General features: G+C 67.6%; 18 protein-coding genes. 15 read left to right on the top strand and 3 right to left on the bottom strand.

Annotated elements, in window-relative coordinates:
* Nucleotides 1–19 precede the first annotated feature (19 nt).
* The 10 genes from murD to lpxC all read left to right on the top strand — a co-directional run bounded on the left by murD (nucleotide 20) and on the right by lpxC (nucleotide 11,803).
* Nucleotides 20–1,558 carry a UDP-N-acetylmuramoyl-L-alanine--D-glutamate ligase gene (gene murD, locus CDO44_RS20665; protein WP_087782211.1) on the top strand — a complete coding sequence of 513 codons (1,539 nt, stop codon included), beginning with the start codon at nucleotides 20–22 and terminating at the stop codon, nucleotides 1,556–1,558.
* A gap of 4 nt (nucleotides 1,559–1,562) precedes the next feature.
* Nucleotides 1,563–2,756 (top strand): putative lipid II flippase FtsW, encoded by a 1,194-nt coding sequence (gene ftsW / locus CDO44_RS20660; protein WP_087782175.1) that lies wholly within the window; start codon nucleotides 1,563–1,565, stop codon nucleotides 2,754–2,756.
* On the top strand, nucleotides 2,753–3,820 hold the full coding sequence (gene murG, locus CDO44_RS20655; RefSeq protein WP_087782174.1) for an undecaprenyldiphospho-muramoylpentapeptide beta-N-acetylglucosaminyltransferase: 1,068 nt from the start codon (nucleotides 2,753–2,755) through the stop codon (nucleotides 3,818–3,820). The genes ftsW and murG overlap by 4 nt, the downstream gene beginning before the upstream one ends.
* Nucleotides 3,821–3,825: 5 nt before the next feature.
* A complete protein-coding gene (gene murC / locus CDO44_RS20650) occupies nucleotides 3,826–5,265 on the top strand; it encodes a UDP-N-acetylmuramate--L-alanine ligase (protein ID WP_087782173.1) in 1,440 nt (479 codons plus the stop codon).
* Entirely contained in the window at nucleotides 5,262–6,206 is a 945-nt protein-coding gene (locus CDO44_RS20645) for a D-alanine--D-alanine ligase (protein WP_087782172.1), read from the top strand. The genes murC and CDO44_RS20645 overlap by 4 nt, the downstream gene beginning before the upstream one ends.
* 19 nt (nucleotides 6,207–6,225) lie before the next feature.
* Complete coding sequence (locus CDO44_RS20640) at nucleotides 6,226–7,041, top strand: cell division protein FtsQ/DivIB (RefSeq protein WP_087782171.1); 816 nt, start codon at nucleotides 6,226–6,228, stop codon at nucleotides 7,039–7,041.
* The gene (ftsA, locus tag CDO44_RS20635; RefSeq protein WP_087782170.1) at nucleotides 7,038–8,270 is read left to right on the top strand and encodes a cell division protein FtsA; all 1,233 of its coding nucleotides are present in this window, start codon (nucleotides 7,038–7,040) and stop codon (nucleotides 8,268–8,270) included. The genes CDO44_RS20640 and ftsA overlap by 4 nt, the downstream gene beginning before the upstream one ends.
* Before the next feature lie 321 nt (nucleotides 8,271–8,591).
* Nucleotides 8,592–9,767 (top strand): cell division protein FtsZ, encoded by a 1,176-nt coding sequence (ftsZ, locus tag CDO44_RS20630; protein WP_087782169.1) that lies wholly within the window; start codon nucleotides 8,592–8,594, stop codon nucleotides 9,765–9,767.
* A 387-nt stretch (nucleotides 9,768–10,154) separates the two neighbouring features.
* Nucleotides 10,155–10,658 (top strand): peroxiredoxin, encoded by a 504-nt coding sequence (locus CDO44_RS20625; protein ID WP_087782168.1) that lies wholly within the window; start codon nucleotides 10,155–10,157, stop codon nucleotides 10,656–10,658.
* Between the two features lie 221 nt (nucleotides 10,659–10,879).
* On the top strand, nucleotides 10,880–11,803 hold the full coding sequence (lpxC, locus tag CDO44_RS20620) for a UDP-3-O-acyl-N-acetylglucosamine deacetylase (RefSeq protein WP_087782167.1): 924 nt from the start codon (nucleotides 10,880–10,882) through the stop codon (nucleotides 11,801–11,803).
* Nucleotides 11,804–12,058: 255 nt separating this feature from the next.
* Here the strand turns inward: lpxC and CDO44_RS20615 are convergent, their stop codons facing one another.
* Nucleotides 12,059–12,592, bottom strand: a complete 534-nt coding sequence (locus CDO44_RS20615; protein ID WP_158213362.1) for a DciA family protein — start codon at nucleotides 12,590–12,592, stop codon at nucleotides 12,059–12,061.
* Nucleotides 12,593–12,674: 82 nt separating this feature from the next.
* On the opposite strand from CDO44_RS20615, the gene CDO44_RS20610 reads away from it, so the two are divergent.
* Nucleotides 12,675–13,634, top strand: coding sequence for a M23 family metallopeptidase (locus CDO44_RS20610; protein WP_087782165.1), 960 nt, complete (start codon nucleotides 12,675–12,677; stop codon nucleotides 13,632–13,634).
* Between the two features lie 33 nt (nucleotides 13,635–13,667).
* Here the strand turns inward: CDO44_RS20610 and CDO44_RS20605 are convergent, their stop codons facing one another.
* Nucleotides 13,668–14,603, bottom strand: coding sequence for a LysR substrate-binding domain-containing protein (locus CDO44_RS20605; protein WP_087782164.1), 936 nt, complete (start codon nucleotides 14,601–14,603; stop codon nucleotides 13,668–13,670).
* A 111-nt stretch (nucleotides 14,604–14,714) separates the two neighbouring features.
* Between CDO44_RS20605 and CDO44_RS20600 the strand changes: the two genes are divergently transcribed.
* The 4 genes from CDO44_RS20600 to secA all read left to right on the top strand — a co-directional run bounded on the left by CDO44_RS20600 (nucleotide 14,715) and on the right by secA (nucleotide 20,447).
* Nucleotides 14,715–15,596 (top strand): amidohydrolase, encoded by an 882-nt coding sequence (locus CDO44_RS20600; RefSeq protein ID WP_087782163.1) that lies wholly within the window; start codon nucleotides 14,715–14,717, stop codon nucleotides 15,594–15,596.
* Nucleotides 15,596–16,480 (top strand): hypothetical protein, encoded by an 885-nt coding sequence (locus CDO44_RS20595; protein WP_087782162.1) that lies wholly within the window; start codon nucleotides 15,596–15,598, stop codon nucleotides 16,478–16,480. Before CDO44_RS20600 ends, CDO44_RS20595 begins: the two co-directional genes overlap by 1 nt.
* A 71-nt stretch (nucleotides 16,481–16,551) precedes the next feature.
* Nucleotides 16,552–17,514, top strand: a complete 963-nt coding sequence (locus CDO44_RS20590) for a tripartite tricarboxylate transporter substrate binding protein (RefSeq protein ID WP_087782161.1) — start codon at nucleotides 16,552–16,554, stop codon at nucleotides 17,512–17,514.
* A 182-nt stretch (nucleotides 17,515–17,696) separates the two neighbouring features.
* Complete coding sequence (gene secA / locus CDO44_RS20585) at nucleotides 17,697–20,447, top strand: preprotein translocase subunit SecA (RefSeq protein WP_087782160.1); 2,751 nt, start codon at nucleotides 17,697–17,699, stop codon at nucleotides 20,445–20,447.
* Nucleotides 20,448–20,454: 7 nt separating this feature from the next.
* Here secA and CDO44_RS20580 read toward each other — a convergent pair whose 3' ends face one another.
* Nucleotides 20,455–20,925 carry a RidA family protein gene (locus CDO44_RS20580; protein ID WP_087782210.1) on the bottom strand — a complete coding sequence of 157 codons (471 nt, stop codon included), beginning with the start codon at nucleotides 20,923–20,925 and terminating at the stop codon, nucleotides 20,455–20,457.
* Nucleotides 20,926–21,075 lie beyond the last annotated feature (150 nt).

Here is a 21,075-nt window from a genome sequence, read left to right as displayed (position 1 = left end):
GTCGGACGAATCGTTGAACATGCAAACACCGCTCGAGCCCGTCGCGCAAGCGCCGTTCACCCTGGTTCTGGGCCTGGGCGAATCGGGCGCGGCCGTCGTGCGCTGGTGCGCCCGGACGGGAGGGGCGCTGCGCGTGGCCGACTCGCGCGCCGCGCCGGCGGGGATCGAGGTCCTGCGCGAAGTCGCGCCGCATGCCGAGTTCCGGCTGGGCGAGGCGGCGCTGCTGGAACGGGACGGCGAGCGCTGCTTCGACCCGGATCTGCTGGCCGGTGTCGAGCGCGTGGTCATCAGCCCGGGGCTGCCGCCGCACGCGGCGCCTGCGCGGGAACTGGTCGCCGCCGCGCGCGAGCGCGGCATTCCCGTGATCGGTGAAATCGAATTGTTCGCCCAGGCCCTGGCCGACCTCGCGGCCACGCGGTCCTATGCGCCGCGCGTGCTGGCCGTGACCGGCACCAACGGCAAGACGACCGTATGCGCGCTGGCCGGCCGCCTGGTGGAAGCCGCCGGCCGTTCCGTGGGCGTGGCGGGCAACATCGGTCCCGCCGCCCTGACGGCGCTGATGGCGGCGCTCGAAGAAGACAGGCTGCCCGAGGTCTGGGTGCTGGAGCTCTCCAGCTTCCAGTTGGAAACCACCAGCACGCTCAAGCCGCATGCCGGCGCGGTGCTGAACCTGACCCAGGATCACCTGGACTGGCACGGCGACATGCAGGCCTATGGCGCGGCCAAGGCCCGGCTGCTGGCGGCTTCCGCCACGGCCATCGTCAACCGCGACGATCCGGCGGTGGCGGCAATGGTCGACCGGCTGGACGGCGAACGGGTGCGCAGTTTCGGACGCGAGACCCCGGTTTCCACCGGCGATCTGGGACTCGATCACAGCCATGGCGTCGCCTGGCTGGCTGAGGCCGCCGCGGACGACTTCGAGGCGCCGCCCGTCAAGCGCAAGAAGGGCGAGGTCGTGACGCGTCCGGAAGGTCGGGTCAACCGGCTGATGCCGGTCGATGCCCTGCACATACGCGGCGTGCACAACGCCTTGAACGTGCAGGCGGCGCTGTTGCTGGCCCGCAGCCTGGGCCTGCCCTGGGCACCGCTGCTGCGGGCGGTGAGCGAGTACCGCGGCGAGCCGCACCGGGTGGAGTTCCTGCGCAGCATCGCCGGCGTGGATTTCATCGACGACAGCAAGGGAACCAACGTCGGCGCTACCGTTGCCGCCCTGGAAGGGCTGGGGCAGCGGTGCGTGCTCATCGCCGGCGGCGTCGGCAAGGGCCAGGATTTCTCGCCGCTGGCGCGCGCCGTGGCGCTGCACGCCCGCGCGGTGGTGCTGATCGGACGCGATGCGCCGGCGATTGCCGAGGCGCTGGGCGCTTCGGGCGTGCCGCTGGAGCAAAGCCCGGACCTGGGCGCCGCCGTGAACGCGGCCATGGCGCGGGCCGAGCCGGGCGATGCCGTGCTGCTGTCGCCAGCGTGCGCGAGTTTCGACATGTTCCGCGACTACAAGCATCGTGCCGACGTGTTCGCCGACGCCGTGCAGACGCTCGCGGCCGACCGGGGGGAGGTGTGACGCCATGAGCCTGTTCGCCGAACTGACCGGTAGCGTCAATGCCGTGCGGCCCAGCCGCACCCGCATGCTGAACTACGACGCGGCGCTCGTGACGTCCGCCATCGCCCTGCTGCTGCTCGGGCTGGTCATGGTGTATTCCGCCTCCGTTACGCTCGCGGACTCGCCCAAGTTCGCCAACTACGGCAATTACTATTTCCTCGTCCGCCACACGGCCTACCTGTTGCTGGGCGTGGTGGTGGCCGCCGCCACGTTTACGATACGCATGGACGTCTGGCAAAAGTTCTCCATGCCGGTGTTCGGCGTGGCGCTGTTCCTGCTGGTGCTGGTGCTGATCCCGGGCATAGGCAAGGAGGTCAACGGCTCGCATCGCTGGCTGCCGCTGGGCTTCGTCAACTTCCAGCCCTCCGAGCTGATGAAGCTGGCGGTATTGATCTACGCGGCCGACTACACGGTGCGCAAGCAGGCGTACATGCAGAATTTCACGCGCGGCTTCCTGCCCATGGCCTGCGCGATGGCGGCCAGCGGCCTCCTGCTGTTGCTCGAACCCGACCTGGGCGCCTTCGTGGTCATCGTCGCGATCTCGATGGGCATCCTGTTCCTGGGAGGCATCAACGGCAAGCTGTTCGGCGGCCTGACCGCGGTGCTGGTATCGACCTTCCTGCTCCTGATCTGGGCCGCGCCGTGGCGGCGCGAGCGCCTGTTCGCCTATCTCGATCCCTGGACCGAGGCCAACGCGCTCGGCAAGGCCTACCAGCTCTCGCACTCGCTGATCGCCTTCGGCCGCGGCGAATGGTTCGGCGTAGGGCTCGGAGCCAGCGTGGAAAAGCTCCACTACCTGCCCGAGGCGCACACCGACTTCCTCCTGGCCGTCATCGGCGAGGAGCTGGGGTTCGTCGGCGTGCTGGTCGTCATTTCGCTGTTCTTCGTCATCGTGCGCCGTGGCTTCGAGATCGGTCGCCAGGCCATCGCCATGGACCGGGTATTCAGCGGCCTGGTCGCCAAGGGCGTGGTCCTCTGGATAGGCGTGCAGGCGCTGATCAACATGGGCGTGAACCTCGGCCTCCTGCCCACCAAGGGCCTGACGCTGCCATTCATGAGCTTCGGCGGTTCCGGCATCATCGCCAACATGGCGGCGCTCGCCGTGCTGATGCGCGTGGACTACGAGAATCGCATTCTGATGCGCGGGGGGCGGCTATGAACGCGCCGCGCACGCTGATGGTGATGGCCGGCGGCACCGGCGGCCACATCATGCCAGGGCTCGCCGTGGCCGGCGCCTTGCGCGCGCGCGGCTGGAGCGTGGTCTGGATGGGCAACCCGGAGGCCATGGAAGGCCGGCTCGTGCCGCCCCACGGCATCCCCATCGCGCCGGTGCGTTTTTCCGGCGTGCGCGGCAAGGGACCCGCCACGCTGCTCAAGCTGCCGTTCACGCTGGCGCGCGCGGCCGCGCAGGCCTCGTCGGCCCTGCGGCGCCATCGGCCCGACGTGGTGCTCGGCATGGGAGGCTATGTGGCCCTGCCCGGCGGCATGATGGCGCGCCTGCGCGGCACGCCCCTGGTGGTGCACGAACAGAACTCCGTGGCGGGCATGACCAATCGCTTGCTGGCGCGATGGGCGAACCGGGTGCTGACCGCCTTCCCGAACGCCCTGCCGGGCGAACTGACCGGCAACCCGGTGCGGCCCGAAGTGGCCGCGGTGATGCCGCCCGCCGAGCGTTTCGCGGGCCGCGAGGGGCCGCTGCGGCTGCTGGTGGTAGGCGGCAGCCTCGGCGCCCAGGCACTCAACGACGTCGTGCCGCGCGCGATCGCGGCCCTGCCCGCGGACCAGCGTCCGCAGGTCGTGCACCAGGCGGGCGAGAAGCACATCGACGCGCTGCGGACGGCCTACGCCCAGGCGGGCGTGCATGCCGACTGCCGCGCCTTCATCGCCGACATGGCGGCCGCCTATGCCGACGCGGACCTGGTGATCTGCCGTTCGGGCGCGATGACGGTGGCCGAAGTGTGCGCGGCGGGCGTGGCGGCGTTGTTCGTGCCGTTCCCGCATGCCGTGGACGACCACCAGACGACCAATGCCAGATATCTGAGCGATGCGCAGGCCGGATGGCTGCAGCCCCAATCGGCCCTGACGGCCGAGTGGCTGGCCGGCTGGCTGCGTCAACGCAACCGGGCCGAACTGGCCGAAACCGCGACCCGCGCGCGAGCGCTGGCGCATCCGTTCGCCACCGAGCGGATAGCCGACATCTGCGAGGCGGCGGCGCGACGCTGAATACCATGAGACATCGAATCAGACACATTCATTTCGTCGGCATAGGGGGCTCGGGCATGAGCGGCATCGCCGAGGTGCTGCTCAACCTGGGGTACCGCATCAGCGGTTCCGACCTGGCCGACACCGCGACCACCCGCCGACTGGCGGAGCTGGGCGCGCGCATCACGCAGGGCCACAGCGCCGAGAACATCGAGGGCGTGGACGCTATCGTCACCTCCACCGCGGTGGCGGGCAACAATCCGGAAGTCATCGCCGCGCGCAACAAGCGCATTCCGGTGGTGCCGCGCGCCGTCATGCTGGCCGAGCTGATGCGCCTGAAGCGCGGCATCGCGGTGGCCGGCACCCATGGCAAGACCACCACCACCAGCCTGGTCGCCAGCGTGCTGGCTGCGGGCGGACTCGATCCGACGTTCGTCATCGGTGGCCGGCTCAATTCGGCCGGCGCCAACGCCAAGCTGGGGCAGGGCGAGTTCATCGTGGTCGAAGCCGACGAATCCGACGCTTCGTTCCTGAACCTGTTGCCGGTCATGTCGGTGATCACGAACATCGACGCCGACCACATGGATACCTACGGCCATGATTTCGCCCGGCTCAAGAGCGCCTTCGTCGAGTTCACGCAGCGCATGCCGTTCTACGGCACGGCGGTCCTGTGCATCGACGACGCCAACGTGCGCGAAATCCTGCCTTTCGTCTCGCGGCCGGTGACCACCTACGGCTTTGCCGCCGACGCCCAGGTCCGCGCCGTGGACGTCCGTGCCGACGGCCCGCGCATGTGCTTCACGGTAATGCGGCGCGACCGGCAGGTCGAGCTGCCGCCGCTGGACATCACGCTGAACCTGCCGGGCGAACACAACGTGCGCAACGCGCTGGCCACCATCGCCGTGGCCACCGAGCTGGGCGTGCCGGACGATGCCATCCGCGAGGCCCTGGCGGCCTTCCGCGGCGTGAACCGCCGCTTCACCCACGCGGGTGTGTTCCCGGTGGCGGCCGAGCATGGCGGCGGCAGCTTCACGCTGATCGACGACTACGGACACCATCCGGTCGAAATGGCCGCCACCCTGGCGGCCGCGCGCGGTGCCTATCCCGACCAGCGCATCGTGCTGGCTTTCCAGCCCCATCGTTACACACGCACACGGGATTGCTTCGAGGATTTCGTCAAAGTGCTGGGTACGGCGGATGCCTTGCTGCTGGCCGAGGTCTATGCGGCCGGCGAGCCGCCCATCGTGGCGGCCGATGGCCGGTCGCTGGCCCGCGCGGTGCGGGTGGCGGGCCGGGTCGAGCCGGTATTCGTCGAAGACATTGCCGACATGCCGCGGACCATCGTGGATTTCGCGCGCGACGGCGATGTCGTCATCGCGATGGGCGCCGGCTCCATCGGCAGCATGCCGGCAAGGATCGGGGCGCTGTTCGCCCCGGCATCGGATCAGAAAGGGACACAGCAATGAGCGCGCAGTTCGGCAAGGTCGGGGTTTTGTACGGCGGCAAGTCCGCCGAGCGCGAGGTGTCCATCATGTCCGGCACCGGCGTGCACCAGGCGCTGCGCAACGCCGGGGTCGAGGCGCATCTGTTCGACACGGGGATGCGCTCGCTGGCCGAACTGGCCGAAGAGCGCTACGACCGCGTGTTCATCGCCCTGCACGGCCGCTATGGCGAGGACGGCACGCTGCAAGGCGCGCTCGAGCTGCTGGGCGTGCCTTACACCGGCAGCGGCCCGCTCGCGTCGGCCCTGGCCATGGACAAGACCATGACCAAGCGCATCTGGGTCAACGAGGGCCTGCCCACGCCGCGCTTCGAAGTGCTGGACCGGACGTCCGACCTGGCCGCGGTGGCGGCCAGGCTGGGATTACCCCTGATCGTCAAGCCGCCGCACGAGGGCTCCACCATCGGCGTGACCAAGGTGGCCGACGTCGCCGGCATGCGCGCCGCCTATGGCCTGGCGGCCGAGTACGACGAGCAGGTGCTGGCCGAGTCCTTCGTGCAGGGCCGCGAGCTGACAGTCGCGATTCTGGGGACGGGCGCGGCGGCACGCGCGCTGCCCGTAGTCGAGATCGTGGCGCCCGAAGGCAACTACGACTACGAGCACAAGTATTTCACCGACGACACCCGGTATCTGTGCCCGGCGCCGCTGCCTCCCGCAGTGACGCAGCGCGTCCAGGAAGTCAGCGAAGCCGCCTATCGCGTCCTGGGATGCGAGGGCTGGGGCCGCGTGGACGTCATGCTCGACGCCGACAACCAACCCTATTTGCTGGAGGTCAATACATCGCCCGGCATGACCGGCCACTCGCTGGTGCCCATGGCGGCCGCCGCCAGCGGCATGAGCTACGAAGCCTTGTGCGTGGAAATCCTTCGGGACGCACGCTGCAAGATCTCGGGCCGGTCTTCGTAAGCCTTGAATCGGACACTCTGTGTGGAACGACTCCCGAACCCTGAACCTCATCGCCAATGCGCTGTACCTCGCCGCGGCACTGGTACTGGGCGCATGCGCGCTGCTGTGGCTGGCGCAGCGGCCGGTGTTCGCGCTGCAGACGATCTGGATCGAGGCCGAGGACGGCACGCTCCGGCACGTGACGCCCGCAAGCGTGCACACGGCCATCACGGGGCGGCTGGTGGGCAATTTCTTCACCGCGGACCTGGAACGGATGCGCCAGGTGTTCGAGACCGTGCCCTGGGTGCGGCAGGCATCGGTGCGCCGGCAATGGCCCAATTCGCTGGTCGTGACCATACAGGAGCACCGCACGCTCGGCCTGTGGAACGAGAACCGCTTGCTCAATACCTATGGCGAATCGTTCACCGCCAACCTGGGCGAAGCCGAGGACGAGCGGGAACTGCCGGTCTTCGGCGGCCCCGACGGCTCGGAGAAGCTGGTGGCCCAGCGCTATGCGGAGCTGGTGCGCTGGTTCGCGCCGGTCAAGCTCGATCCCGAGCGGGTGGTGCTGACCCCGCGCTACGCCTGGCAAGTGGAGCTGTCCAACGGCGCCGTGATCGACCTGGGGCGCGAGCCGACCACCGCGCCGGGCAGCGACACGGCGTCGCTGGAGTCGCGCGTGCAGCGCTTCGTGCAGGCCATCCCGGTCATCGAGGCGCGCATCGGCCGATTGGAACATGCGGACCTGCGCTATCCGAACGGCTTCGCGGTCACCACCGCCAAGCCGCCCGCCAGCGCCAAACCCAATACCAGGAAACCTGCATCAACCATGCAACCTAACCAGAAAAGACCATGACTCGTGAAACCAAGGATCTGATCGTTGCCCTCGACATCGGCACCAGCAAGGTGGTGGCGGTCGTGGCCGAGATGCTGCCTGAAGGGCGCTTCGAAGTGCTCGGTCTCGGGCAGCATGAGTCGCGCGGCATGCGCAAGGGCGTGGTCGTCAACATCGAGACCACGGTCAACTCCATCCAGCGCGCGCTGGAGGAGGCCGAGCTCATGGCCGACTGCAAGATCCGCGACGTGTTCACGGGCATCGCCGGCAGCCATATCCGCAGCTTCAATTCCAGCGGCATGGTGGCGATCAAGGACAAGGAAGTCACCGCCACCGACGTGGCGCGCGTCATCGAGACCGCCAAGGCGATCAACATTCCGACCGACCAGCAGGTGCTGCACGTACTGACGCAGGAATTCATCGTCGACGGCCAGGAGGACATCCGCGAACCCATCGGCATGAGCGGCATCCGTCTCGAAGTGCGGGTGCACATCGTCACCGGCGCGGTGAGCGCGGCGCAGAACATCGTCAAGTGCGTGCGCCGCTGCGGCCTCGAGGTACAGGACCTGATCCTGCAGCCGCTGGCCTCGAGCCTGGCGTGCCTGACGCCCGATGAGAAGGAACTGGGCGTGGCGCTGGTGGACATCGGCGGCGGCACGACCGACATCGCGATTTTCACCGGCGGCGCGATCCGCCATACCGCGGTCATTCCCATCGCCGGCGACCAGATCACCGGCGACATCGCCGCGGCGCTGCGCACGCCCACGCCCGACGCGGAGGAAATCAAGCTTCGCTACGGGGTGGCCAAGCAGGTGCTGGCCAGTCCCGACGAGCGCATCGAAGTGCCGGGCCTGGGTGACCGCGGTCCGCGCCAGCTATCGCGCCAGGCGCTGGGCGCCGTGATCGAACCCCGCGTGGAAGAGCTGTTCACTTTCGTGCAGCAAGTGATCCGCGAGTCGGGCTACGACGAACTGCTGTCGTCGGGCATCGTGCTGACGGGCGGGACCTCGCAGATGCCCGGCATGGTGGAGCTGGCCGAGGACATCTTCCTGAAGCCCGTGCGCCTGGGCGTGCCCGAGTACACCGGCAGTCTGGCGGACGTGGTCCGCAGCCCGCGGTTCTCGACGGTGATGGGCCTCTTGGCCGAGGCTCGGCTGCAGCGCGTGCGCGGCCGCAAGGTGGCGCAGCAGACCGGGAATGTCACACAGGTTTTCTCTCGTATGAAAGAGTGGTTTCTGGGGAATTTTTGACGCGATGCCCCGTCGCATACGTTCTTTGAATCCGTGCAGTCCTTCGAGTCCAACGCAGTCCCTTGAAGCAGTGCCCGTTCTTTGAGCCGTGCAGTTGCAAGTCAGTACCGGTCGTCGCAAGCCGGCCGGAGCAGTTCAAGTCCCTTGTTTCAGAAGTTCGTCATCAACCCTTATTTACTTGAGTCGAGGAGGTGCGTGACCGGGGAAGGTGAAACGTGAAGCGCGATCCCAAGGCGGGGTCCTGGTCGATTCGGCCCGATCACATTTCACATTTCACATTTCCCAGCCGCCACTAATCCGCCAGAAACTCCGGAGGTTCCTATGAAATTCGAAATGCTAGACACCGATTCCCGCGGAACGGTCATCAAGGTGGTGGGCGTGGGCGGCGCCGGCGGTAATGCCGTCGCTCACATGATCCGCCGCGGCGTGCAAGGCGTGGACTTCGTCTGCGCCAATACCGACGCGCAAGCGCTGTCGCATACCAATGCGCCGGTGCAGATCCGCCTTGGCCGCAGCGGCCTGGGCGCCGGCGCCAAGCCCGAGCAGGGCCGCGCCGCCGCCGAAACCGCACGCGAGGAAATCCGCGACGCGCTGCATGGCGCCAACATGGTGTTCATCACCGCCGGCATGGGCGGGGGCACGGGCACCGGCGCCGGTCCGGTGGTGGCCGAAGTCGCCAAGGAGCTCGGCATTCTGACCGTTGCCGTGGTGACCAAGCCCTTCCACTTCGAGGGCAGCAAGCGCATGCGCATGGCCGAGGAAGGCATCGACGCCCTGTCGCAGCACGTGCATTCGCTGATCGTCGTGCTCAACGAAAACCTGTACGAGCTGCTGGGCGAGGACGCGACCCAGGAAGACTGCTTCAAGGCCGCCGACGACGTCCTGCACAACGCGTGCGCGGGCATCGCCGAGATCATCAATGTGGACGGCAACGTCAACGTCGACTTCGAAGACGTCAAGACCATCATGAGCGAGCAGGGCAAGGCCATGATGGGTACGGCCATCGCCAGCGGCGTGGACCGTGCCCGCGTGGCGTCCGAGCAGGCCATCGCGTGCCCGCTGCTGGAGGGCATCGACCTGAACGGCGCCCGCGGCGTGCTGGTCAACATCACCGCCAGCCGTTCGCTGAAGATGCGCGAAACGCGCGAAATCATGGACACTATCCGCAGCTACGCCGCGGAAGATGCCACCGTGATCTTCGGTGTGTCGTACGACGATGCCATGGGCGAAGACCTGCGCGTGACCGTGGTGGCGACCGGCCTGGGCCGCAACAAGGCCAAGCCTCAACTGGTGCAGAATTCCATGCCCCAGCTGCGCACCGGCACCGACAACGTGCCGGCCTACAACGCCCAGGTTGGCGGCACCAACTACCACGACTACGACACGCCCACGGTCTTCCGCAACCCGCGCGACGCGTCCATGCGCGTGCAGGCGCTGGAAAGCTCGGGCATGGAGCATCTCGACATCCCGGCGTTCCTGCGCAAACAGGCTGATTGATAGGCCCCCCTACGCGCTTACGCGCGCCCCCCAGGGGGCGATGCGGGTGGACCGGCGGAGCCGGATCCACCGCATCCTGGGTCTAGGGCCGCTTTCTTGGAATGTGGCGCCGGTGCTTCGCTGGCTGCCAGCGGTAGCAACGGTGCACAAACCAAGAAGCTCGTACTAGATCCAGGGCGCCGCGGATCCGGCTTTGCCGGTCCGCCGGCGCCGCCCCCTTGAGGGGGACGCGCGAAGCGCGGAGGGGGTGGGCTTCCCCTCGAGGCTCTACTTCCGGACACCTTTTTTGCCGGGTGGTCAGTGTACTGGGGGCGGTACGAGACCTATACTGCCCTCCGGTGTTTCCCTTTTCTATTTTCTACTGACCAGATCAGAAGGAGTCTTCCAATGACCATCAAAGTAGGCGATCGCGTGCCCGACGGTACGCTGACCGAGTTCATCGCGGTGGAGACCGAGGGCTGCACGCTCGGGCCGAACGCGTTCCAGGTGGCGGATCTGGCCAAGGGCAAGAAGGTCGCGGTGTTCGCCGTGCCGGGCGCGTTCACGCCCACGTGCTCGGCCAAGCACGTGCCCAGCTATCTGCAGAACCACGACGCGCTCAAGGCCAAGGGCGTGGATGAGATCTGGTGCGTGGCCACCAACGACGCGTTCGTCATGGGAGCCTGGGCCAAGGAGCAGGGCAGCCAGGGCAAGATCCGCATGCTGGCCGACGGCTCGGCCAAGTGGACGAAGGCGCTGGGCCTGGAGTTCGACCTGACCGAGCGCGGCATGGGCGTGCGTTCGCAGCGCTACTCCATGCTGCTGGACGATGGCGTGGTCAAGCAGTTGAACGTCGAGGCCCCCGGCAAGTACGAAATCAGCGACGCCGAGACCCTGCTCAAACAGCTGTAAAGCCAGACGCCGCTCGCGGCCGGACGCCTGCCGGCGGCCGCCGCCTGCGTCACGCCTCGGCTGGTCGGGCGGCGCACCCGCCGCCCGTCTGCCGGGTCAAGCCCTGCCGGCGGTCCGGACCGCCATGCATGCGCGGCGGGCCCGCATAGGAACCACTTCTCGCGCGCCCGTTCTAACACAGAAACGTTACAATATAGTATTAACCCGGATCCCTCTCCGCCATGCTTTGCCAGCGCACCATACGAAGCGTCACCCGCACGACCGGCGTCGGCCTGCATTCCGGCCGGAGGGTGGAGATCACGCTGCGCCCGGCGGCACCCAATACCGGCATCGTTTTCCATCGCATCGACCTGCCCGAACCAGTCGACCTGCCCGCGTCGGCCATGACGGTCGGCGATACCCGCATGGCGTCGGTGCTGCAGAAGGGGGATGTCCGGGTATCGACCGTCGAGCATCTGATGTCCGCCTGCGCCGGTCTGGGCATCGACAACCTGCACGTGGATCTGACCGCCGAGGAAGTTCCGATCATGGACGGCAGCGCGGGCACGTTCGTGTTCCTGCTGCAATCGGCGGGCATCGAAGAGCAGAACGCTCCCAAGGAATTCATCCGGGTATTGAAGCCGGTCGAAGTGCGCGAAGGCGAGGGCGCCGCGGCCAAGTGGGCGCGGCTCGAACCCTACGACGGCTTCGCGCTCGCGTTCTCCATCGACTTCCACCATCCGGCCATCGATGCCACGTCGAACTTCGCCGAGATCGACTTCGCCGAGCACTCCTACATCAAGGAAATCGCCCGGGCACGGACGTTCGGCTTCATGCAGGACGTCGAGAACCTGCGCGCGGCGGGCCTGGCGCGCGGCGGCAGCCTGGACAACGCCATCGTGATGGATGAATTCCGCGTCCTGAACAGCGACGGCCTGCGCTACGAGGACGAGTTCGTCAAACACAAGATCCTCGACGCCATCGGCGATCTCTACCTGGTCGGCAAGCCGCTGATCGCCCGCTACGTGGCGCACAAGTCCGGCCACGGCATGAACAACCAGCTGGCCCGTGCCCTGCTTGCGCAGCGCGACGCCTGGGAACTCGCGACCTTCGAGTCCAAGGCCGGCGCTCCCAAGGCCTTCCGCGAAGACTGGGTGACAGCGTAGACCACCCCCTCCGCGCTGCGCGCGTCCCCTCAAGGGGGCGGCGCTGGCGGACCGGCAAAGCCGGATCCGCGGCGCCCTGGATCTAGTCCGGCTTCCTCCGTTTGCAGCATCGTTGCTACCGCTGGCAGCCAGCGAAGTTCCAGCGTCACGCCCCAAGAAATCGGGCCTAGACCCGGGATGCGGTGGATCCGGCTCCGCCGGTCCACCCGCATCGCCCCCTTGAGGGGACGCGCGCAGCGCGGAGGGGGTGTTCCCCTAGCGCGTAGGGGGGGACCTCTTCATCAGCCTGCCCACCGCGTCGGCCAGCGGGCCATCGCGCAGTTGCTGGTGCAACTCCGCGATGGCCTTCCGGCCTTGCTCGCCCAATTGCCGGGGAGGATCGCGGCGTGTCGCCGATTGTGACAGTTCTGTCTGGGAGAGCCGGGTAAGCGTTGCTTGAACGCGGACGGCGATTCCGTTAACCTGCCACCCTTGCTTTTCCAAGGCCGCGACCAGCCGCGGCGCCAATTGGCGCAGCTTGGCGGAATGGGTCGCCGCCGGTACGCCCAGCGTCAATTTGCCGTCCTCGAAGCGCAGCACGCGGCACGACGACCCCAGGGGACTCGGCAGGGCATTGCAGACCTGCCGCTCAAGCTCTATCAGGCGCCTGGCGGTGCCCAGCAGGCTTGATCCCTTGCCGTCGCGCCCCAGGCACGACAGCGCGGCGGTTTCCTGCGCCGGGTCGGTGTAGGTCCGTGTCCGCCGCTTCCTTGCTATCGCGGCGGGCCGGGTGCGAAAAGTGTCGATCACGAACTCCCTGGAGTCTCGGGAACATTCAAGAGGATACGGGGCGCCGAGCAGGGCGCGTCTTTAACGGCAGGAGGCACGTTCCGTGCAGATCATCATAGTGCATCCGCGCCTGCCCGAGGCCCGGACGCTGACTGTAACCCCCAGGCTCATCGCGGGGATGATCGCGGCAATCGCTGCCATCGTGGTCGTGGGCGCCCTGTTGTTGCACTACGCGGCTTCCGGCATTTCCTGGTTTTCCGGCGGTCCCAGCGTGGCCGAGCGCAGCCGCGAGGAAGCCCGGCAGCAGGCGGTCCTGCGCGAGAACATCAACCTGCTCGCCAAGCGCGTGGGCGAGATGCAGGCCAAGCTGATGCAGCTCGATGCGCTGGGCGAGCGCGTCGCCGGCCTGGCGGGCGTCACGCCGGCTTTCTCCGTCAAGGGCGTGCCGGGCCGCGGCGGCCTGCTGGTTTCGCCCCAGCCCATGTCGGCCCAGGATGTCAGTTCCGAACTCGACAAGCTCGAAGCCCAACTGGTGGAGCGGGCCGATTATCTCAGCGTGCTCGACGCGCAGCTCACGACCCTGTCGGTACGCAAGGCCATGACGCCCACGGTCCTGCCGGTGTCGCAGGGCTATAACGGCTCTTCCTTCGGCTGGCGGGTCGATCCCTTCACCGGTACCCGCTCGCTGCACGAAGGCATCGATTTCGCCGCGCCCGTCGGCACGCCCATCGTGGCGGCCGCGGGAGGCGTGGTGCAGGCGGCGGAATACCATGCGGGCTACGGCTACATGATCGACATCGACCACGGCAACGACCTCATCACCCGCTACGCCCATGCGTCCAAGCTGCTGGTCAAGCCCGGCGACCTGGTCAAGCGCGGCCAGCGCGTCGCGCTGGTAGGCAGCACGGGGCGTTCCACCGGCTCGCATTTGCATTTCGAGGTGCGGCTGGGCGGGGTGGCGGTCAATCCGAACAACTTCCTCGCCCACGGTCCCGGCAAGCAGCCGGTCGAACCGTTCTCCAAGGTGGTGACGCTGCCGGCTCCCGGCGGGGCGCTCGACTAAGGGCCGGCGGAACCCCAACCCGTAGCACTAATCCTATAGTTTCAGGCCGGCAGCCACTTCGCGCAGGCATTGCATCAGCAATTCGCTGGCCGGCGACAGCGCGCGCTGCTTGCTCCAGGTCAGCCCGATGGGCCGCAGCAGGCGAGGCAGTTCCAGCGGAAGGACGGCCAGCATGCCCAGGTCGCAATAGTGGCGCGCGGCCACGGGGGAGAGCAGCCCGACCGCCTGGGTCGATTGCAGGTAGGTCGCGATGACGGGCACCGAGAGTGTCTCGATGTAGTCGCTCGGCATGGGAATGTCGTTGTCTTCGAATGCGGCTTCCAGCGGCTCCCGCGGCAGCGAGGCCACCGGCGGCAGCACCCAGGGGTAGCCTGCGAGATCGCGCCACTTTACCTCGCCGGCGCCGGCCAGCGGGTGCTCGCGGCCCACCACGACCATGCTGGATCCCTCGAACAGTACGGTTTCCGCGAAGTCGGTGGAGGGGCGGCTGCTCAGGCGGCCGACGAGAACGTCCAGATTTCCCCGGCGCAGCTCCGGCAGCAGCGTATCCATCGACCCTTCTTGCACATGCACCGTCGTCGTCGGCGAGCTGCGCTTGAGCGTTGCCAGCGCAAGCGGCACCAGGGCCGAGGTCATGGCCGGCATCGCGCCCAGGGCGGTGCGGCCGGAGGCGCCGGACAGCAGGGCGCGCAGTTCGTCGCGGGTCTGCGCCAGGGTGTTGAGCATGACGCGGGCCTGTCGTACCAGGCATTCGCCGTACACGTTGGGCTGCACGCCCCGCGCGGTGCGGTCGAACAGCTTGAAGCCCAGCCCCTTCTCCAGTTCCGCCAGCGCCAGCGAGACCGCCGGCTGGGTAATGTTGAGGCTGGCCGCGACCTTGCCCAGATTGCGCAATTCGTCCAGCGCCACCAGCAGTTGCAGGTGGCGCGGCTTCAGATTGGCGCGGATGTACCAGTCGAGTCGAGCCATGGCGGATGTTCCAGTCAAAACATAATCAAATGCTTATGATGGGTGCGGTATTTTTAAGTAGTTTACTTATATCGGCACGGGCATGATGTGGGCCTTCGATCAGGAGCCCCCGTGTCTTTTCCCAAGCCGACATCGATCATCGATCTCCATACCCACGTCATTGCCGACGACCAGGACGCCTATCCGCTGGCGCCCCTCGCCGGCAAGCAATCGGACTGGTCGCGCGAGCGGCCGGTCACCTACCCGGCCATGCTCGCCGCCATGGACGATGCGGGCATCGCCAAGGTCGCCCTGGTCCAGGCGTCGACCTGCTATGGCCACGACAACCGATATGTCGCCGATTCGGTGGCGGCGCGGCCCGACCGCTTCATAGGGATCTATTCCATCGGCCTGACGGACGAGGATGCGGCCGAGCGCATCGCCTACTGGCACGGCCGCGGCCTGCACGGCATGCGCGTCTTCATCGCCGGCCATACGGCGGCCGACCGCGGCGCCCGGCTGGACGACCCGCGCGGTTTCCCCGCCTGGGAACGGGCGCAGGAGCTGGACATTCCGGTCTGCGTGCAACTGCGGGCGGACGGCCTGCCGCAGCTGGAGAATGTTCTCCAGCGTTTTCCGCGGGTGCGCGTGCTGCTGGACCACTTCGCCCGGCCGCGGCTGGACGACGGGCCGCCCTACGCCGCCGCCGCCAGTCTGTTCGGGCTGGCGCGCCATGCCAACCTTTTCTTCAAGCTGACCACGCACAATGTGCGCGAAGCGAAAGAGGGTGCCGCCACGCAGGCCAGCTTCCTGCGCCAGGCGGTCGATGCCTTTGGCGCCGACCGCATCGCCTGGGGGTCGAATTTCCCCGCCTCGGCGGGCAGTCTTGTCGCCCTCCTGGGCGAGGCGCTGGAGGCGACCGCCTCGCTGTCGGACGAGGAGCGCGAGTGGATCTTCCACCGTACCGCCAAGGCGCTGTATCCGGCACTGGGCGCCGCCGGGGGGAGGGCGTGATGCAAGCCATGCGACTGCGCACCCTGCTGGGGGACTATCCCAATACGCTGGCGCTCAAGCGCGGCGAGGTGGCTTCGCCACTGGTCGGTTTCGAGTTCGATCCGGTCAAGGTCGCCAACCGGGCGTTCAAGCGCGTGGTCCGCGAAGGCGCGTTCGACGTGGCCGAACTGGCGCTGGTCACCTTCCTCCAGGCCAAGGCCTACGGCAAACCGTTGGTGTTGATGCCGGCGGTGGTGGGCGCCGGCCGCTACCAGCACCACTGCCTGGTGCACAACGTCGAGCGCGGGCGCTTGCGCGTGGCCGAACTGGCCGGCAAGCGCATCGGCATCCGCGCCTACGCCCAGACCACGGTGGCCTGGGTGCGCGGCATCCTGGCCGACGATTATGGCGTGGACCTGGACGGCATACGCTGGGTGACTTTCGAGGACGGCCACCTGGCCGAGTTCCCCGATCCCCCGGGCGTGGCCCGCGCGCCGCAGGGCAAGAACATGGTGGAAATGCTGCTGGCCGGGGAACTCGATGCCGCCATCATCGGCACCGACTTGCCCGACGATCCGCGCCTGGCCCCGGTGCTGCCGGATCCGCATGCGGCGGCCGCCGCCTGGGGCGCAAGGCACGGCATGGTGCCGATCAACCATATGATGGCGATCGACCGTTCCCTGTGCGAGCAGCGTCCGGACGTGGTCCGGGAAATCTACCGCCTGCTGCAGGAAAGCAAGGCCGCCGCCAGGCTGGGCGCCGCTTCCCCGGACCTGACGCCGTTCGGGGTGGAAGCTAACCGGCATGCGCTCGAGCTGATCGTCCACTACGCCTATGACCAGCGATTGATTCCGCGCCGCTATGCCGTCGACGAATTGTTCGACGACGTGACTCGCGTCTTGTGACTGTGTCCGGCCGCGGCCGGAAAAAGACATGGGCGGGCTTCTGCCGCCGCTTCGATACCTCAGGAGACACCATGAAATGGTTCGCAATCCTGGCCGCCTGCATGGCGGCCGTCGTTTCGCCATACCCTGCCCAGGCCCAGATGGGCGGCCCGGTGACGCGCATCGTCGTCCCGTTCGCCGCCGGCGGCGCACGGGAGCTGCTGGCGCGCACCTTCTACCAGGAGCTGGGCCAGGCGCTGGGCCAGACCATCATCATCGAGAGCCGTCCGGGAGCGGGCGGCGCCATCGGCACCGCCAACGTCGGGCGCGCGGATCCGGACGGCCGCACGCTGCTCATGGCCGCCTCCAGCCACTTCGTCACGGCCGAGCTGGGCGCCAAGCCGCACTATGACCCGATCAAGGACTTCAAGCCGGTGGCCAACATCGGCACGCAAAGCTACGTGCTGATGATCAGCAGCGACCTGCCGGCCAAGAACGTGGCCGAGTTCATCGCCTATGCCAAGAAACGCCCCGGCGAGCTCAACTACGGGTCGGCCGGCATCGGCAGCTCCACCCACCTGGCCATGGCGTACTTCCTGAGCACCGCCGGACTCGACATGTTGCACATTCCCTATAAATCCACCCAGGAAGCGGCCAACGACGTAGCCGGCGGGCGGGCGCAGGCGGTCATCGTGCCCAATGCCGGCGTGGGCGCCTACCTGCAGGATCACCGGCTGCGGATCATCGGGGTGACCTCGCGCCAGCCCTCGCCGCTGCTGCCCGGCGTGCCGCCGATCGCGCAGGCCGGGTTGCCTTCCTACGTGTTCGAGTCGTGGTTCGGCCTGCTGGCCCCCGCCGCCACGCCGCCGGCCGTGGTGCAGCGGATCAACGCCGCCGTCGCCAAGGTTCTGGAGATGCCGGTCATCAAGGAGCGGCTCGCCACCCAGGGCGTCGCGCCCGATGCCATGAGCGTTGATGAGTTTGCAAAACTGTTCGCCCAGGACAGGCAGCTCATGGCCCGCATCGTCAAGGAGGCCAGGCTGACCCGGGAATGACGGGTGGCCGGCCAGCGGGCGGGAGGGGGTGCCGCGGGCGCGGGGCCGGGCAGGGATGTCCGGCCCGGCGGGATGCGCGATTCAAGGTCCTCCCACGGTGCTAAACTGGCTGGCTTATCCCATATCCCCGGCTGGGATGCCAGGCTTGCGCCCGGTGTCCCGGTTGCTTGCAAAAATCGCGCATGGTTTCCTCTCTGCTCAAGAAAATTTTCGGCAGCCGCAACGACCGGCTGCTGAAGCAGTACGGCAAGTTGGTCGATCGCATCAACGCGCTGGAGTCCCAGACGGCCGCACTCAGCGACGAGCAACTCGCGGCCCGCACGCAAGAGTTCAAGCAACGCCACCAGAACGGCGAGTCGCTCGACGATCTCCTGCCCGAGGCCTTTGCCGTCGTTCGGGAAGCCGGCAAGCGGGTGCTGGGCATGCGCCACTTCGACGTCCAGCTGCTGGGCGGGATCGTGCTGCACAGCGGCCGCATCGCCGAGATGCGCACCGGCGAGGGCAAGACGCTGGTGGCCACGCTGCCCGTCTACCTGAACGCGCTGGCGGGCCGGGGCGTTCACGTGGTGACGGTCAACGATTACCTGGCCCAGCGCGACGCCGCCTGGATGGGCCGCCTGTACCGTTTCCTGGGCCTGAGCGTGGGCGTGGTGGTCTCGCAGCAGCCCAACGAGGAAAAGAAGGCCGCCTACCAGGCCGATATCACCTACGGCACCAATAACGAGTTCGGTTTCGACTACCTGCGCGACAACATGGAATACCGCGTGGAGGACCGCCGCCAGCGCGCGCTGTTCTACGCGGTGGTCGACGAGGTCGACTCCATCCTGATCGACGAGGCGCGCACGCCGCTGATCATTTCGGGCCAGGCCGAGGACCATACCGAACTCTACATCCGGATGAACGCGGTGCCGCCGCTGCTCACCCGCATGGTGTCCGAGCCCAAGTCCAACGAACCCGAGCCTCCGGGCGACTTCTGGGTGGACGAGAAAAGCCACCAGGTCTACCTGTCGGAAGCCGGCCACGAGAAGGCCGAGCAGATCCTCGAGCGCCAGGGCCTGCTGCCCGAGGGCGAATCGCTGTACGAACCGCGCCACATCAGCCTGATGCACCACCTGATGGCCGCGCTGCGGGCGCACAACCTGTTCTTCCGCGACCAGCACTACGTGGTGCAGAACGGCGAAGTCATCATCGTCGACGAGTTCACCGGCCGCCTGATGGTCGGCCGCCGCTGGTCGGACGGCCTGCACCAGGCGGTGGAGGCCAAGGAAGGCGTCAAGATCCAGAACGAGAACCAGACCCTCGCCTCGATCACCTTCCAGAACTACTTCCGGATGTACGAGAAGCTGGCCGGCATGACCGGCACGGCCGACACCGAAGCCTACGAGTTCCAGGAAATCTACCGGCTCGAGACCGTGATCATGCCGACCAACCGGCCCATGATCCGCGTCGACCAGAACGACCAGGTCTTCAAGACCACCCAGGAGAAGTACAACGCTATCCTGGAAGACATCCGGGATTGCCAGAAGCGCGGCCAGCCGGTGCTGGTGGGCACCACCAGCATCGAGAACTCCGAACTGCTGTCGGCCATGCTGACGAAGGCCGGGCTCAAGCACGAGGTGCTCAACGCCAAGCAGCACGCGCGCGAGGCCGAGATCGTGGCCGAGGCCGGCAAGCCGGGCCACATCACCATCGCCACCAACATGGCGGGCCGCGGTACCGACATCGTGCTGGGCGGCAGCGTCGACAAGCAGGTGGACCTGATCCGCGCCGACGACTCGCTGTCCGAGGCCGAGAAGGAGGCCCGCATCGCCAAAGTGCGCGAGGAATGGAAACCGCTGAACGAGCAGGTCAAGGCCGCCGGCGGCCTGCGCATCATCGGTACCGAGCGCCACGAGTCGCGCCGCATCGACAACCAGTTGCGCGGCCGCGCCGGCCGCCAGGGCGACCCGGGTTCGTCGCGGTTCTACCTGTCGCTGGAAGACTCGCTCATGCGCATCTTCGCGGGCGACCGCGTGCGCGCCATCATGGAGCGCCTGAAGCTGCCCGAGGGCGAGCCTATCGAGGCCGGCATGGTCACCCGCTCCATCGAGTCGGCCCAGCGCAAGGTCGAGGCCCGCAACTTCGACATCCGCAAGCAACTGCTCGAATACGACGACGTCGCCAACGACCAGCGCAAGGTCGTCTACGCGCAGCGCAACGAGGTGCTGGAAGCCGCGTCGATCGCCGACGTGATCGCCAACCTGCGCGACGCCACCTTCACCGAGGTCTTCCGCCAGTACGTGCCGGAAGACTCCGTCGAGGAACAATGGGACGTCCCGGGCCTGCAGAAGACGCTGGAGCTGGATTGGCAGATCGAACTGCCGCTGGCCGCCATGCTCGAGAGCGAGCCCAACCTGACGGACGACGACCTGCTCGAGCGCGTGCTCAAGGCCGCGACCGAGGCCTACGACGCCAAGGTCGCCCTGGTGGGCACCGAGATGTGGGGCCAGTTCGAGCGCTCCATCCTGTTGCAGTCCATCGATACCCACTGGCGCGAGCACCTGGCGATGCTGGATCATCTGCGCCAGGGCATCCACCTGCGCGGCTACGCCCAGAAGAATCCCAAGCAGGAATACAAGCGCGAAGCCTTCGAGCTGTTCTCCGGCATGCTGGACCGCATCCGCAACGACGTGGTCAAGGTCCTGATGACGGTGCGCGTCCAGTCGGCCGAGCAGGTCGAGCAGGTGGAGCAGGACGCCGCACAGTCCCACGTGCAGAACGTCCAGTACCACCATTCCGACTACGACGAGGCGCTGGCCTCCGCCAATGCCGCCGCCGGCCAGCAGGCCGCCGCCGCGACGGTGCGCAACGTGGTGCCCAAGGTGGGACGCAACGACCCCTGCCCCTGCGGCAGCGGGAAGAAATACAAGCAGTGCCACGGCAAGCTCGGGTAGGGGGCACCTACACCACCTCGAACAGCGCCTCTATCTCCACGACCACGCCGTGCGGCATGCTGGCTACGCCTACGGCGGTGCGCGTATGGGCGCCAGCCTCGCCGAATACTTCCACCATCAGGTCCGACGCTCCGTTGACCACTTCCGCGATCCGGACGAAATCCGGCGTGGAGGCGACGAAGCCTCTGAGGTTCACGACCGAGACGACGTCGTCCAGCCCGTGGGGCAGGGCGGCGCGGGCTTGGGCGAGGACGTTCAGGGCGCTGGCGCGGGCGGCCTGCTGAGCCTGGGCCAGGCTGAGGGTGTCGCCGACGCGGCCGAGATGGTGCAGCTCCCCGTCCCAGCCCGGCAATTGGCCGGATACGAACAGCAGGTTGCCGAGCTTGCGCGCCATGCGGATGCGGGCGGCGCGCGGCGCTGGGGCGGGCGGCAGGACGATGCCCAGTGCGGCCAGGCGGGCGTCGATGATGGACACGATGTCTTCCCCGTAGCGGTCTCGAGGCAGCCATTCTCGCGCCGGCGCCGCGCCCGCGGCCTGATTTTTTCCGCCCCGGCCATAACCGTCCGGTTGTGGCCGCCAGCGAAACGGGAATGCGGCGCCGCCCGCGCCGCTCCTATCATGGCTGTT

The sequence above is a fragment of the Pigmentiphaga sp. NML080357 genome (assembly GCF_002188465.1).
Taxonomy (GTDB): Bacteria; Pseudomonadota; Gammaproteobacteria; order Burkholderiales; family Burkholderiaceae_B; genus Pigmentiphaga.
The sequence above is the reverse complement of the archived record's forward strand: the minus strand, read 5'-3'. Positions and strand labels throughout refer to the sequence as shown.